The following is a 15,064-nucleotide window of genomic DNA, read 5'->3' as shown; positions in this document are numbered from 1 at the left end:
TCTCTGAGCTTAAGCATCGCCATTAAACAAAGAAAAACGAGAACCCCAAAAGTTCCGTCTCAACAAATTAATATGTATCATTATACATTTGTTTGAATAATAATTCAATCATCTTCTCTGTCCGCCAGCATCTATTATACCGGTTTAAACATGCAGTTTAAACCCTTCGCCAAAAACCTCCGCGGCGTCGCTGAGTATCATAAAAGCCCGCGGATCAACCGACCTTACCACCGACTTGATTTTACTGACCTCGCGATTGGAAATGACCACCATCAAAACGGGACGCACATCGCCGGTATACCCACCTTGTCCCGACAGCCGGGTCAGACCGCGGTCCAGATCATACAGCACGGCGGCCGACATTTCCTCCGTTTTCTCCGTAATGATGTAGGCGACTTTGGAGGTAGAGAGCCCCAACTGCACCACATCGATGGTTTTGCTGGTAACGAACAGGCCGATCATTGCATAAAGCGCGTTTGCCGGTGAAAATACGATCCCAGCCGTCAGAATGACCATTCCGTCCAGCAGAGCAATCGCCAGACCAAGGCTGACTCCCGTGTATTTATGCAGGATTTGTGCAGCCAAATCGAGTCCGCCCGTCGAACCCCGGCCTCGAAAAACAAGCCCTAAACCGACTCCGATTCCGATGCCCCCATAGATCGACGCAAGCAGAACATCTTTGGTAGGCGGTTCGATATGCGAGGTGATCAGTACGAGAAACGGCAGAATCACCGAGCCGACAGCCGTTTTGACCCCGAATTTCCCTCCCAGCAGCACAACTCCCAGCAAAAACAGGGGGATGTTGAGCGCCCACTGGGTGAGCGCCGGTTGTATCCCCCACACGGCTTCAACGATGGTCGAAATTCCTGCCACCCCGCCGGAAGCGATCCGATTCGGATTTAAAAACAGGTTGAAACTGAGCGCAATAACCAAGGATCCGGCGAACAGCAAGCCGTATTCCAGCAAGAAGTGAACAGGACTTCCCGATTTTATGATCGGATCTTTCCTCCGCTTGACAGCCTTTGGCAATCGGCTTCCTCCTTCTCATCAATCCATTCATTCCGTCAGCAGTATGGATCTTTCCCGCAAGTCTATATGAAGTAGGGTGGCCTTTTTTGGGGGTATCTATATGATTTATCAGACAGAACAATCGGAATTAGAATTCAAAGGGAAGAATCTGCATGAAATTTCATACAGATTCCCCGATTTTACCCAATTAGTAAAATTTCTATATGATTTTTCATATTGGATGACTTCTGCAATGTTCACAGAGCAATGTTCGCGCAGGACAATTCATCGGACGATTCTTGACGGTGTTTATTCGTGCCGGATCTGCCTGCGCAGATAGGCATCGATAAACATATCGATTTCGCCATCCATGACGGCTTGCACATTGCCCGTTTCCGTCAGAGTGCGATGATCCTTTACCATGCTGTACGGATGAAAAACGTACGAACGGATCTGGCTGCCCCACCCGATCTCCATTTGCTCGCCGCGGATTTCGGCTAAATGCTTCTGATGCTCCTCGATCTTTCGTTCATAGAGCTTGGACTTGAGCATCTTCATCGCGCGCTCGCGGTTCTGGATCTGCGACCTTTCGGTCTGACAGGCAGTGACGATGCCCGTCGGAATATGGGTGATACGCACGGCGGAATCCGTGGTATTGATATGCTGTCCGCCCGCGCCGCTGGAACGATACACATCGATCTTCAAATCCTCCGGCCGAACTTCCACTTCGATGTCATCGTCGATTTCAGGCATGACATCGCAGGATACGAACGATGTGTGCCGTCTTCCGGAAGCGTCGAAGGGCGAGATCCGCACCAGCCGGTGCACGCCTTTTTCAGCTTTCAGGTAGCCGTATGCATTATGTCCTTTGATCAGCAGGGTGACACTTTTGACGCCAGCCTCGTCTCCGGGCAGAAAATCCAGCACCTCTACCTTAAAATCATGATCGTCCGCCCATCGTCTGTACATGCGGAGCAGCATTTCCGCCCAATCCTGCGATTCGGTGCCGCCTGCTCCGGGATGCAGCTCCAGAATGGCGTTATATTTATCGTAAGGCTGATTGAGCAGAAGCTGCAGCTCAAAGCTTTCCAATTTGGCGAGCAGCTTCTTGATTCCCTCCCGCAGCTCGGGAACGAGGCTTTCATCATTTTCTTCCTCGGCCAGCTGCAGCATCAGCTCCAGTTCCTCGTATTCCGAAGAAATTTCGTCGAATCGCTCAGTCACCGATTTGATCGCATTCAATTCCGAAATAATCTTCTGCGCCTTTTCATTATCGTCCCAAAAGTCGGGCGCGGCCATCTTTTCCTCGTAATTATCAATGTGCTCCTGCTTCAGATCGAGGTCAAAGAGACCCCCTTAAATCGTTGATTCTTTTCGTCATATCTCTCAAATCCTGTTTGATTTCCGGATCAATCAGCATTAGGTTCACCTCTAAAAAGTATTTAAGGGCTCGCGATGAATCGCGATGCTTAAGAAGCGCCATGGCATTGCTTGTATTTCTTGCCGCTTCCGCAAGGACAGGGCTCGTTGCGGCCGACCTTCTCTTCCCGGCGGCGGATCGGCTTTTTGACGGCATCCGCATTCGGATCGACCGCTTGGCCCTCAGCTACCGCTTCGCGCTCGATGTTGCTTTCCACATGCGCTTTCATGATATAAGTGGAAACTTCCTCCTGAATGCTTTCGATCATTTGCTGGAACATCTCGAAGCCTTCGAATTGGTATTCGCGCAGCGGATCGCTTCCGCCGTAGGCCCTGAGATGAATCCCTTGGCGAAGCTGATCCATGGCGTCGATATGATCCATCCATTTGCTGTCTACGGCGCGAAGCACGACGACCTTCTCGAATTCGCGCATGATCTCCGGCCCGATCTGTTCTTCACGCTGCAGGTATAATTTTCTGACCAATTCCTTGATCGTTTCAACGATTTCTTCCTTTTCCTTGCCGCGAAGCTCCTTCTCGGCCAGCTGACCTTCATGCAGAAACGTACCGTTGGCATGATCGATGATCGACTGAAGATCCCATTCCTCCGGCACCTGCTCGTCCGGACAATGGGCTTGAACCAAACGTTCAATGGACGAATCGATCATTCCCAGAACAACGTCGCTGATATTCTCCGATTCCAGCACTTCCCTGCGCTGCTTGTAGATGATCATCCGCTGCTGGTTCATGACATCGTCATACTGAAGGACCACTTTCCGCAAATCGAAGTTGTTTCCTTCAACCCGCTTCTGAGCCGATTCGATCGCACGGGTTACCAGCTTGCTCTCTATCGGCTGGTCCTCCTCGAAGCCGAACCGATCCATCATGTTCATGATATTCTCAGCGCCGAATCTGCGCATCAGCTCATCCTGCAAAGACAGGTAAAATTGCGAAGAGCCCGGATCTCCCTGCCGTCCTGCGCGTCCCCGAAGCTGATTGTCGATTCTTCGGCTTTCATGCCTCTCCGTACCGATAATATGCAAGCCGCCGAGCTCCGGAACACCGGGTCCCAGCAGAATGTCGGTTCCCCGTCCGGCCATATTCGTGGAGATCGTTATCGCTCCGGGCTGCCCGGCGCGGGCGACAATCTCGGCCTCCTCCGCATGGTACTTGGCATTTAGCACTTGGTGGGGAATGCCTTTTTTCTTCAGCAATCCGGACAGTAATTCCGAATTTTCGATGGATACCGTGCCGACCAATACCGGCTGATTCCGTTTGTGGCGCTCGGCAATTTCCTCCACCACCATACGGAACTTGCTGGCTTCCGTTTTATAAACCACATCCGGTTGGTCTTTGCGGATCATCGGCTTGTTCGTGGGCACCACTATTACGTCCAGGCCGTAGATTTTCTTGAATTCCTCTTCCTCTGTTTTCGCCGTACCGGTCATTCCCGACAATTTGCGGTACATCCGGAAGTAATTCTGGAAGGTGATCGTCGCCAGCGTCATGCTTTCATGCTGCACCTTCAGCTTTTCCTTCGCCTCAATCGCCTGATGCAATCCGTCGCTGTAGCGGCGTCCCGTCATCAAACGGCCGGTGAATTCGTCGACGATGACCACTTCGCCGTCCTGTACGACGTAGTCGACATCCCGCTTCATGATGGCGTGCGCTTTCAGCGCCTGGGTAATGTGATGGTTGACGGTCACATGCTGATGGTCGAACAGGTTATCGATCCCGAACGCCCTCTCGGCTTTCTCCACGCCTTTCTCGGTCAAGGTGACCGATTTCATCTTTATATCAATGGTGTAATCTTCTTCGTGAACCAGCTTGCTGACAAAATGGTCCGCCCTGCCGTACAATTCCGTCGATTTTGCGGCTTGGCCGGAAATGATCAACGGCGTCCGGGCTTCATCGATCAGGATCGAGTCGACTTCGTCGATAATCGCATAATACAGCGGACGCTGCACCATCTGTTCTTTGTACAGCACCATGTTGTCGCGCAAATAATCGAAGCCGAATTCATTGTTCGTCCCATATGTGATGTCGCAGTTGTAAGCTTCCTGCTTCTCCTCGTGCGATAGGCCGTTCAGGTTTATTCCTACGGTAAGCCCGAGAAAATTGTAGACCCGTCCCATCGTTTCCTTACCCACCGTAGCCAGGTAGTCGTTCACCGTCACGAGATGGGCTCCCTTGCCCAACAAGGCGTTCAAATACAAGGGAAGCGTCGCCACCAGGGTTTTTCCTTCCCCTGTTTTCATTTCGGCAATTCTTCCTTCATGGAGGACCATGCCCCCAATCAACTGCACATCAAAATGACGCATGCCCAGCGTCCGTTTGGAAGCCTCCCTGACGACGGCAAACGCCTCCGGCAGCAGGTCGTCCAATGTTTCGCCTTGCTGCAGCCGCGTTCTGAATTCATCGGTTTTGTCCCGAAGCTGCTCGTCCGTCAAACTTTCGGTCTTCGGCTCCAGCTCATTAATTTTTTCAACGGTTTTCAACATCCGCTTCAGTTCGCGTTCATTTGAATCCCCGAATATTTTCTTTACGAGTCCCAGCATGGTTAACTCCTTTCGCGAGTTAAACTGAAAGCGGGCCACTTCTGCTGTTTCTGAAAACGAAAAATACCGACGCTTTAACGGTTTTTTCGTTTTCAGAAAGTTAATTCAAAGCCCGCTTTCAGTGAAAAGTCCTCATTTGCCTTGTCAAACATGGTAAAAACGTACTCATAAATTGTACCAGTTTCAAAGAAACGTGGCAAGAACGGCGGCTAGGCGGTGCAGTGGCCTGACGAACGGCAGCCCGCATGCGGCAGCTCGGCGGAAAAACAGCCTATCGGCTAAGGGGGTGCAGCATGCCGCACTATTCATGTAATGAGCTGCATTATTCTGGATTGTTCTGCAATAAATGAAATACTTTGCAATATTTTACCTTATTAGTGCGGAATCTTGCAAAATGGAGGGGGACATCAGTCCGGATTCTTTGGTTCAAGCCTTCGTTCTGAAAAGCGCCGGACCCGAAATCGGACCCGGCGCTTGAGTGCTGCGATTGTTGCTGCTTTTTATTTGGCGGGCTCGATCAAGCCGTATTTCCCATCGTTGCGCTTGTAAACCACGTTGATTTCTGCCGTTTCCATATTGGAAAAAACGAAGAAGTTATGGCCGACCATGTTCATCTGCAGAATCGCTTCCTCAATGTCCATCGGCTTCAGCGGAAACCGCTTGTTGCGCACCACTTCAAATTCGTCTTCATCCTCTTCCAGATAGCGGCTTACGCCGTTTTCGAAATTTTCTTTAATTAAAGATCTCAATCCGCCCTCCTGCCGGAATTTGCGGTTGATTCTTGTTTTATGCTTGCGAATTTGCCGTTCCAGCTTATCCGCAACAAGGTCGATGGAGGCATACATATCCTCATTGCGCTCCTCCGCGCGAAGAACCACCCCGGTTAAAGGGATCGTCACTTCCACGGTCTGCAAATCCTTAATGACGCTCATTGTTACATGCACTTCAGGTTCAAGGGGAGTGTCGAAATACTTTTCCAACCTGTTTAGCTTTTTTTCCACATACTCACGTAAAGCTTCGGTTACCTCCATCCGTTCTCCGCGAATGTTGTACTTCATGGAAACCCCTCCTTTACTGAACTTCCTTACACGTTCTTCATCCTCTTTTAAGCTAATTTTAATACATCTTTAATATATCATATTCCCGATTTCCCATCAAAACCATGTCCGTTTCATTTCATGACGAATCGGTGACGGACACAAACAAAAAGAAGCCCGGGATGCATTCCCGGGCGTCGCTTGCTGCTACCGAATTCGTTATTCAAGGAAAAACTCTATTCAATAGCGGCACGGAAGCTGTCATTACAGTTTGACAACATTCGCTGCTTGCGGACCGCGTGCGCCTTCCACAATATCGAATTCCACGGCTTGACCTTCTTCGAGGGTCTTGAAGCCTTCGGTTTGGATGGCGGAGTAGTGTACGAATACATCTCCACCTTGCTCAGTTTCGATAAAACCGTAACCTTTTTCTGCGTTAAACCATTTAACTCTTCCTTGCATGCGAACACATTCCCTTCGTTCTCAAATCGATGTAAGCTATATCGCTTACAACCTGAATATATCACTCGCCAAGGGCAAAGTCAATTGAACGCTGTAAATTATAAACAGGTTGGCCGCAATCCATCCATCGAATTCCCGGTTTGTTTGAAGCCTTCACACCCGACAAATCAGAAAATTTCGCTATTCACATTTTCTTAACAATATGAAAGCTTATTTTCATTGGTTATTCACAGAGTTATCCACACTGTCCACAGGATAGCTTGAATTATTCGATCCATTTCACCAAATTCACTTGTTCATCCAAAATTGATTGATACTGCTCTTTCCATCCATATTGACCATTGGGATCAAGCGCCATATAACGGTTATATTTATGGATCCTATCCTCTTTTCTAGACCAGCCCAAGTGCTTTAAACGAAGCTGCGATTTGGCCGACGGTAACTCCAACACATTTTGGGGGAACCGTCCACAATGTTGCGCGCTTTCATTCCATTGGTATTTAAAATGGGGCTGATATCTTATCAGAAAAGGACGATAAGACATATGAGCTCTCCAAAACTCATCCTCCCGGTAATGCTCATCATCCCAAAAGTCGTATAATCTGAAGCAGATCGTATCGAATTTTTGCTGGTTAATCAGATCATGTACGGATTCAAAAAACCTGGGTTCAAAATGTTCATCCGCATCCAGATTTAGAATCCAGTCTGGGTTCATTCTGAGCGTTTCCTCCCACTGTTGTCTTCTCAATTCAATTTCATTCCCAAATTTGGATGACTTGTTTTGGACAAGGTGAACCGGGATATCCTTCAGAATGGCAAAGCACACTTCCACGCTATTATCCGTACTTCCATCATCAATAATAACGGCTTCATCAATATACTGTTTATGTTCCTTTAGGACCTTTTCCAAATAACGACCCGCTTCATTTTTGATCACCATGGATAAAGTCAGTTTGTTGTTATTGTCTTTAGCAATGCGGACCATCGGAATTTCAACCGTCCTGACAGAATCTTTCACATGGATGGATTCAATCAGCCAATCACCATTCGGCGAGGCAATAAGATCGGATTCGCATCGATATTGTTCATAAAAACTTTCATGATTTTTAAATCCTTTATTGGTCAGCAGATACTCTACAGTTGCAGTGCCTGCGTTCATATCAAGCTTTATTACATCGCAATCCGCAACTTGAGCATCGACAGAAACGTTTTCGGCAATATACATCGAACGATTTTCCACAAATTCCAAACTTAATTGCTGTATCATACTTTCATCATAAAATGGCCTCCAGTCCCGAGAGTATCCATTCTTGTAATGAAAAGTGCCTAATCCTTCGATTCCCGACTTTACCGTTTGTATCAATTTTAACTTCTGATTAATAACAACGCGTTGTTCATTCTCTTTTTTATACTGCTCTAAACCATCCAATTCCGACTCTCTGTAAATATGATATGCCGGATAATGCGTATCCACGAACAGTTCAAATCCCAAAGCAGCAGCTCTTATACAGAAATGCCGATCTTCGCCCAAAAAAGATACATTATATATTTCTTTAAAACTGACTCCCGCTGTCATAGCCCCCCAACTTATCAAAGTACAAGCCCCCAGACCGCCAACCTTATAAACACCCGGTTCCCTGAGCATTTTAATAAATCTGCCAGTACGCTCCTGAATTTCCCGTTCATTCAATTTTTCCTCGCGGCCCTTCTGGAATAGATCATACTGGTCCCGTAGCCACACCTGGGGTAATTCTTCAGAAAAGGAGTCCCATTTGGTCCAATAGATTTCGGAAATAATGGGTTTGTTGGACTGAATTAAGGAATCAATCGTGTCAGGGTGTAAAACCAAATCGGAATCCACCAGAAATAAATAATCGTAATTCGAATCGAGGGCTTGTTGAATGATATAATCCTTAAAGGCAGCCACCTTCCATGTCAACGGTTCCGTCCAAATATGAGTCTGATCATTTCTGATATATTTCATGGAGATCTCTTGACCAAGTCGAGCGCTTTCAATAATCGTGACACAGTTTTCCTTCATTTTAAAATCAACAAGAAGTCTTTTTGACTCTTTATCTTCATTGTCATCAATGAATAGGAAGTCAAGTTTGGGATGTTTTTGATTTAATTCACTTAATGACAAAAGGAAATGCTTAAGAATTTCCGGACTCTGATTAACAGGACTTCCTACTAATACCCTTTTTGGTTGCATGAAACTTCTCCTTAATTGTTATAAAAAGTATTAACCTTAACTCTTAAACCTTTCATATCATAATATTTTATCGGTAAAATTATATAAAATCCTTAACAAAAACCACTGATGTTTATCACGAAATATGTCGATATTACTAATAGAGCTTAATTTACTGCGGAGGAACTATGAAAAAATTATTATCGTTATGCATGATTGTGAAAAATGAAGAAAAAGTATTGGGAAGATGCCTGAAGAGCGTTAAAACCCTGGTCGATGAAATCATCATTGTCGATACAGGCTCAACCGACTCAACCAAGGAAATTGCCAAGTCATTTACCGAACATGTTTACGATTTCGAATGGGTGAACGACTTTTCGGCGGCACGCAATTACTCCATACAACAGGCAACGGGAAAATGGATTTTGGTGCTTGACGCGGATGAATATGTTTCCGAAGAGGATTTTCAAGCGCTCCGAGACTACCTGATCAAAGCGAACCCCACCGTTCCGGTCGTTTATCTGCTGCCTATTATTAACTATACAGGAGAATCCGAACGTCTAGTTAGCGGAATAATCGAATCCACCGGGGCCCGTCTGTTTCCGAATCATCCGGACATTAACTATTCCAGCCCGATTCACGAACAACTGCGGTATCTTCACGGTGAATTGAAGTATGATTCTTTTCCTTTGCGCATTTATCATACAGGTTATTTGAGTGACGTCTCCATCCGACAAAACAAAGCAGAGCGCAATATGAATATTTTTTCCGAAAAATTAGTCGGTCAGAAGAAGCTTAATGCCTATGAAAATTTTACGCTGGCCAGAGAATATATCAATGCGAAGAATTACAAAAAGGCCTTGTATTATCTCCAAAAAGCATACGATCGGGCAAAACCGGACAACATTTGGCTTCCTTTTTGCATCGACGATTTAATTTCAACTTACTTGCAGCTTGGTCGCTTAACAGACGCTTTTGCACTAATCCAAAAACAGTTATCCCTATATCCCCAATATGTGGATTATTACTGTCTTTCCGGTTTATTCTTTCATCATTTCGGTTTCTATGATAAAGCCCAAGAGCTTCTTGAAACCTGCGTGCGATTGGCTGAAGAAGCCGAACGCAGCAAACGCTCCTTCGCTTTAGTCAAGCCAGATTATGGCTACCGGATTCCATACCAAATTTTGTATCAGATAGCCCGAACGGACGACGATCTTGAAAAAATGGTTTTTTATTTAACGAAACTGTTGCAAATCAATCCGAATCAGATTCAATTCCTTTTTGAGCTTTGTGAACTATTGCAGATTCATGAACCCGCAGAAAAAATAGTCTCCTTCCTTCAAAAACTGTATCCGCTGTCCAATCCCGGAAACCGTCTTTTTCTATTGCAAACCTCGATTTTATTGGGCAATCCGACGTTGGCGGACACCTATTATGAGGCTTGTTTAGAAAGCGGAATTCCTTTATCCCATAACATAAAATTGAAATATTATTTTCTGAAGCATGATCGCAAATCCTTCGATGAAACGATTCCCCGTTTCTCAACAGGGGAGCAACATGCGGAGCACACATCGAGCCAGCTTCTGAATACCGCCATCGCCTGGAATGAACCCGCTTATCTCGCCCATATTCACGAAGTAGACCCTGACCTATTGAATAAGCTTCATCTGGCTCAAGATTTTTTTGTGAAAGACGAGATACAAGTCGAGACGGAAGACGAGATTGGCCATGCAACCGCAATTGCTATCGATTTATTCAGATCCGGGTATTTCGAAGCTTACGACCGATTTGTTGCAAAAATCAAAAACTGGGACGTGATGAACCGATTGGCAGATTACTTCAGCGCGCACGGTTATAAAGATATTGCTTTCGACTATTATTCCATGCTGTTCGAAAAAGGTGCCCTTCAAGCGAATGGACTCGAATTCATAGGACGGCATTTCATCAATCAAGGGGAATATCAAGACGGGTTATTGCTATTGCAGCAGGCGATTGACCAGCATTCCGCTTCGATCCCGCTATTTACTTTATACCTGCAAACTTGCAGGGACAAAGACAATAAATTTGCCGTGAAGGAAAAATTATTCGAAATATATCCGTCCTGCCGAAATCTATCTATATTATCGTCTCTTTAATCCCATAATGAAATCAATTTATTTTCTATGAAGCTAAACAATTCAAACGATTTTTTCGATATATATTTATATAGAATCAAGTTTTCAGGAGGGATCCTGCCATGGTAATGAGAATTTCCGGAATCGGCTCAGGTCTGGATATCGACAGTATGGTTAGCAAACTCATGCAGGCGGAACGGGCGCCATTAAACAAATTGACTCAAAAACAGCAGAAACTGACCTGGAAGGAACAAGCTTACCGGGATATCAACCTCAAGCTTTCCGCTTTTCGTGATTCCCTTTTCTCCCTGAGATTTCAGAGCAACTGGGCAAAGACGACCTCGACTTCTTCGGACACTTCCAAAGTAGAGGTTACTTCAGTTGGAACCGCCTCTACCGGCACCCATAACATTGTTGTATCCAATCTTGCGACCGGCGCCTATACTTCAAGCACCAATGTTGTTACTGCCACCGCTTCACTGGAAGGAACCGCATCCGTTGCTTCCGGAGCGAATATACTGGCTACCAGCAATAATAACAAGTTCAATTTAACGCTGAACGGCGTTACGAAAACCATCACCGTTGCTGATGGAAACTATGCGGATAATGTCTCTTTCGGGGCGGCCGTACAATCCGCCGTGGACCAAGCCTTCGGGGCCAATCAAATTAAAGTCGATACAAGCTCCGGCTTGCTGAGCTTTCAGCCTCAGGGCGACCCGAATTACTTGCCTCAATTGACGATTACGGCAGTTGCAGGAAATTCATTCATTGCCGATATGGGCTTCACGGACGGTCAATCTTTCAAGTTAAATTCCGCCGCGACATTATCCAGCCAATCAAGCAAACTGTCCGCAGCTGTTACAGGAACTTATTTTACAATCAACGGTCAGCGGATTAGTTACGATCCAGCTGTCGATTCATTAAATTCGATCATTTCCAAAGTGAACAGTTCTGCCGCTGGCGTAAATATGAGTTATGACTCGATCACCGACAAAATTACCTTTACAAGCAAAAGCACCGGCGATACGGCACAAATTAATTTGGGAGCAGGGGACGGAAATTTCCTGACAACCTTCAATCTGGACAATAGCGCCGTTACCCAAGGGCATAATGCGAACGTAACGATTGACGGAACCGCGGCTTCTTACGCGACAAATCAATTTACTTCGAATGGAGTAACTTATACTTTACATAATACAACGGATGCTGCCGGCGTCAATATTAACGTAACTCAAGATACGGATTCAATTTATAATCAAATCGTGGATTTTGTAAACAAATACAACGATTTGCTCGGTGTATTAAATTCGAAAATCAGCGAACCGACTTATCGCGATTATCAGCCGCTGACGGATGATCAAAAAAAAGCAATGTCCGAAACGGACATTACAAATTGGGAAGCCAAAGCCAAGAGCGGCCTGCTCGCCAATGATACTTATTTAAGACAGATGCGAGATAATCTTCGACAAATTGCTTATTCCACCGTTGGCACTCTGCCGACTGACAGCAATTCGCTTTACAAAATCGGAATTACTACACAGTCCTACGTTCTCGGCAATTCAACAGATGCCGGAAAGCTTGTCATTGACAATGACGCTTTAAAGACTGCTATTTCGCAAAATCCGGAAGGTGTCATTCAACTCTTCACCAATCAACCTTCCAGTGGAAACCAAAATGAAAAAGGTATTCTCCAGCAAATGTATGAATCATCCAACGATTCAATCAGCAGCATCATGAAAGTGGCCGGAAGTTCTAACCTTGCTTATGACAGTGCATCGTACACACTGGGTTTGCAAGTGCGCAATCTCAATTCACAAATATCCCTTCTGCAAGACAAATTAACCGCCAAAGAAGATTATTATTATCAAATGTTCTCCAAGATGGATACGGCGATCTCCAATGCCAATAATCAAATTTCTTGGTTGCAATCCCAAATGAGCGGTTAAGTTGAAGCATCAATAAATAACCCCTGACCTTAAGGTACAGGGGTTATTTATTGATGCTGATCGAGGAAGTATCCTCCGGTTTGCGAATAAACTTTCAAATAATTATTTCTAGCCGTTTCCAGGCCTTTCATTTCCTGAATCGCTTTGTCGATAAAGGATTGGTATTGTTTCAATTTTTCTATTGCTTTTTGTTCCAACTCAATACATTCCAAAATACTCGGTCTTACCGATTCACGTACGGTTGATGGAGCATGCTTCCACATCTCGTCAATCTGCTCGCGCAATTGTTTTTGCTTCATCTGGAGGCTGTCTATACACTCTATAAAAGATTCCTGTTCAAAATCGAGATTTAATATCTGGTGCGTAACCTCAATCAACAATTCATATTGACTGAGCAAAGCGTTGTTGTCATTCATACCGATACCTTGGCATTTGATTTGACTTCTTTAAGCGCTTGAGCCCATGCATCTCTTAGTTCGCTCATGAAATGAATGGCTGATTCAAGGCTGCCCTTGTTCAATTTGATATTCGCTTCCATTAATTGCTCTTTAACAAATGTATAAAGTCTGAATAGATTTTGTGAAATTTCGTAATCCATATTGAGTGTAATCTGAAGCTCGTCAATGATATCCACCGAACGTTGAATATGATAATTTTTAGATTCGAAATCTTTGTTTTCGGTATCCTTTATTGCTTGCTTCATAAATTTAATACACCCATTATAAAGCATTAGGGTGAGTTCACCTGGATGAGCTGTATTCACTTGCGTCTTTGCGTACAGATTCTGCACCTGATTATTCATCCCGTCACCTCTTTTCGTCAACAATCTTGCCGCTTATCTCTTGCAATTTATCAAGCAAATCCAATAATTTTTCTGGCGGGTATTCATGGATAACTTCTTTGGTTTCGGAATTTACTATCTTGACGACTATTTCCCCATGAGGTTTGTGAATGCTGAATTCAGCATGCCTAGGTTGGCCGTCGATCGCTTTGTTGGCACGCTCAATCGCTTTGACTATCGCTTCTTCCGGGATGGACAATTCAAATTTCTGTTTATGCAAAATATCCCTTGATGACCGGACAGGAACGGTCTCAGCGGTTTTTGCAATCGCATCGACAGATATTTCCGATCCAACTCCAATTGAATACTTAAAACCCCCCTGATTGACACTTACGGCACTGATACTCATTATACCGGACCCACCTCCAAAAAATTGCCCTATACAATATATATCGTGAGAAAAAGGCATTTTTTTTAGATCAAATCTTTAACTTTTGTTAATCTTTCTAGTGCAGGCGGATATTTATAAGAGGCCGATTTTTGATAATATTCGATTGCTTTCGACCGGTTTCCGGTCACTTCATAATACACGCCCAAGTTGTATGCGGCCTTAAAACTTCCCACGCCTGCAACTGACGAATATTTCGGCGTTTCACCGATTTGCAGCGCGCGTTGAAAGTAATGTGCTATACTCTGTATCTTGCCGGTATCCATAGCCAACAAACCCATTAAAAAAGGCAGGTCCGGATAGGTAGGATATCGGTCCATCATCGAGGCTAACAGTTCCTCTGCCAATTGGTATTCTCCCATTTCCTTCAGAACATATCCGAAGTTCACAAGCATTGCCGGATAGTACAGGTTGTTCTGTTCATTCACTTCCAAGCAGCGGCCGAATGCTTCGACAGCATTTTGAAGTTCACCTAAAGAATAATGAAGCTTGCCCAATTGATAGAGCATGTAACCGTCATCAGGATGCCGATTCAAATGTTGACGGTAGAGTTCAAAGTATCGCTTGGCCTTTTCCCCTTTTACATACAATTCTTCTTGATATCCAAAGTGATGAACCGTTATATTCGTGCTTTTAAAATCCGCCGGAGTCCCCCGATAATACAGGGATTCATGAACAATTCCATGAAAAGCGTAAGCTTGATGGTTGGGAAAAAAGCGAACCATGCGATGCTTATGAATTTCAATGCCGACTTCATTCTCGATGTTCACCGTTCCGGCTTGATCGGGGTGCAATGCGATAAAATGTTCAACTTGTTGTTCCGTATCTGACGCCAATATTTCATCGGCATCTAAAATCAGAATATAGGTTCCGTTTGCTAATGAAATGGAGTAGTTTCTAGCGGCGGCAAAGTCTTGAATCCAACGAAAATGTTCGACCTTAGCCCCGTATTGCAATGCGATTTCCACAGTATCGTCTGTAGAGCCGGTATCAACGATAATTTTCTCGTACGCAGCAGGGATACTTTCCAACGCACGTCCAAGATTGACTTCTTCATTGCGTACAATCATGCACACACTAACCAGCATGGCGCCCTCCAT

General features: G+C 45.1%; 12 protein-coding genes. 2 read left to right on the top strand and 10 right to left on the bottom strand.

Features of this window, described 5'->3' with window-relative positions; all coding sequences use genetic code 11:
- Positions 1–144 precede the first annotated feature (144 nt).
- The 6 genes from VF724_RS11965 to VF724_RS11940 all read right to left on the bottom strand — a co-directional run bounded on the left by VF724_RS11965 (position 145) and on the right by VF724_RS11940 (position 8,696).
- On the bottom strand, positions 145–1,029 hold the full coding sequence (locus tag VF724_RS11965; RefSeq protein WP_371754480.1) for a YitT family protein: 885 nt from the start codon (positions 1,027–1,029) through the stop codon (positions 145–147).
- 288 nt (positions 1,030–1,317) lie between these two features.
- Positions 1,318–2,425, bottom strand: a protein-coding gene (prfB, locus tag VF724_RS11960; RefSeq protein ID WP_371754521.1) for a peptide chain release factor 2 whose coding sequence is annotated in 2 segments (ribosomal slippage) — positions 1,318–2,352 and positions 2,354–2,425 — 1,107 coding nt in all. Because the reading frame shifts where the segments join, the coding sequence is not laid out codon by codon here.
- Between the two features lie 52 nt (positions 2,426–2,477).
- A complete protein-coding gene (gene secA, locus VF724_RS11955) occupies positions 2,478–4,985 on the bottom strand; it encodes a preprotein translocase subunit SecA (RefSeq protein ID WP_371754479.1) in 2,508 nt (835 codons plus the stop codon).
- Positions 4,986–5,485: 500 nt separating this feature from the next.
- Positions 5,486–6,043, bottom strand: coding sequence for a ribosome hibernation-promoting factor, HPF/YfiA family (gene hpf / locus VF724_RS11950; RefSeq protein WP_371754478.1), 558 nt, complete (start codon positions 6,041–6,043; stop codon positions 5,486–5,488).
- 243 nt (positions 6,044–6,286) lie between these two features.
- Complete coding sequence (locus VF724_RS11945; RefSeq protein ID WP_371754477.1) at positions 6,287–6,484, bottom strand: cold shock domain-containing protein; 198 nt, start codon at positions 6,482–6,484, stop codon at positions 6,287–6,289.
- Between the two features lie 265 nt (positions 6,485–6,749).
- Positions 6,750–8,696: a glycosyltransferase gene (locus VF724_RS11940; protein WP_371754476.1), complete on the bottom strand. Its 1,947-nt coding sequence runs from the start codon at positions 8,694–8,696 to the stop codon at positions 6,750–6,752.
- A 167-nt stretch (positions 8,697–8,863) separates the two neighbouring features.
- On the opposite strand from VF724_RS11940, the gene VF724_RS11935 reads away from it, so the two are divergent.
- Together VF724_RS11935 and fliD are read left to right on the top strand one after the other, a co-directional pair.
- Positions 8,864–10,810 carry a tetratricopeptide repeat-containing glycosyltransferase family 2 protein gene (locus VF724_RS11935; protein WP_371754475.1) on the top strand — a complete coding sequence of 649 codons (1,947 nt, stop codon included), beginning with the start codon at positions 8,864–8,866 and terminating at the stop codon, positions 10,808–10,810.
- A gap of 101 nt (positions 10,811–10,911) precedes the next feature.
- A complete protein-coding gene (gene fliD, locus VF724_RS11930; protein ID WP_371754474.1) occupies positions 10,912–12,735 on the top strand; it encodes a flagellar filament capping protein FliD in 1,824 nt (607 codons plus the stop codon).
- A gap of 47 nt (positions 12,736–12,782) precedes the next feature.
- Here fliD and VF724_RS11925 read toward each other — a convergent pair whose 3' ends face one another.
- From VF724_RS11925 to VF724_RS11910, 4 genes are all read right to left on the bottom strand, one after another.
- Positions 12,783–13,151 carry a hypothetical protein gene (locus VF724_RS11925; RefSeq protein WP_371754473.1) on the bottom strand — a complete coding sequence of 123 codons (369 nt, stop codon included), beginning with the start codon at positions 13,149–13,151 and terminating at the stop codon, positions 12,783–12,785.
- A complete protein-coding gene (gene fliS / locus VF724_RS11920) occupies positions 13,148–13,537 on the bottom strand; it encodes a flagellar export chaperone FliS (protein ID WP_371754472.1) in 390 nt (129 codons plus the stop codon). The genes VF724_RS11925 and fliS overlap by 4 nt, the downstream gene beginning before the upstream one ends.
- 4 nt (positions 13,538–13,541) lie before the next feature.
- Positions 13,542–13,925, bottom strand: a complete 384-nt coding sequence (locus VF724_RS11915; RefSeq protein ID WP_371754471.1) for a flagellar protein FlaG — start codon at positions 13,923–13,925, stop codon at positions 13,542–13,544.
- Positions 13,926–13,990: 65 nt separating this feature from the next.
- A complete protein-coding gene (locus VF724_RS11910) occupies positions 13,991–15,052 on the bottom strand; it encodes a glycosyltransferase (protein ID WP_371754470.1) in 1,062 nt (353 codons plus the stop codon).
- Between the last annotated feature and the right edge of the window lie 12 nt (positions 15,053–15,064).

It is taken from the genome of Ferviditalea candida (genome assembly GCF_035282765.1).
GTDB classification, from domain to species: Bacteria; Bacillota; Bacilli; order Paenibacillales; family KCTC-25726; genus Ferviditalea; species Ferviditalea candida.
Note: the sequence above shows the minus strand (reverse complement) of the source record. Positions and strands in the feature narration are given on the sequence as shown.

Excerpts from the sequence above, each read along its gene's own strand:
- fliS (WP_371754472.1), bottom strand. The coding sequence starts at position 13,537 with ATGAATAATCAGGTGCAGAATCTGTACGCAAAGACGCAAGTGAATACA.
- VF724_RS11945 (WP_371754477.1), bottom strand. The coding sequence starts at position 6,484 with ATGCAAGGAAGAGTTAAATGGTTTAACGCAGAAAAAGGTTACGGTTTT.
- hpf (WP_371754478.1), bottom strand. The coding sequence starts at position 6,043 with ATGAAGTACAACATTCGCGGAGAACGGATGGAGGTAACCGAAGCTTTA.
- VF724_RS11925 (WP_371754473.1), bottom strand. The coding sequence starts at position 13,151 with ATGAATGACAACAACGCTTTGCTCAGTCAATATGAATTGTTGATTGAG.
- VF724_RS11915 (WP_371754471.1), bottom strand. The coding sequence starts at position 13,925 with ATGAGTATCAGTGCCGTAAGTGTCAATCAGGGGGGTTTTAAGTATTCA.
- fliD (WP_371754474.1), top strand. The coding sequence starts at position 10,912 with ATGGTAATGAGAATTTCCGGAATCGGCTCAGGTCTGGATATCGACAGT.
- VF724_RS11940 (WP_371754476.1), bottom strand. The coding sequence starts at position 8,696 with ATGCAACCAAAAAGGGTATTAGTAGGAAGTCCTGTTAATCAGAGTCCG.
- VF724_RS11935 (WP_371754475.1), top strand. The coding sequence starts at position 8,864 with ATGAAAAAATTATTATCGTTATGCATGATTGTGAAAAATGAAGAAAAA.
- VF724_RS11910 (WP_371754470.1), bottom strand. The coding sequence starts at position 15,052 with ATGCTGGTTAGTGTGTGCATGATTGTACGCAATGAAGAAGTCAATCTT.
- secA (WP_371754479.1), bottom strand. The coding sequence starts at position 4,985 with ATGCTGGGACTCGTAAAGAAAATATTCGGGGATTCAAATGAACGCGAA.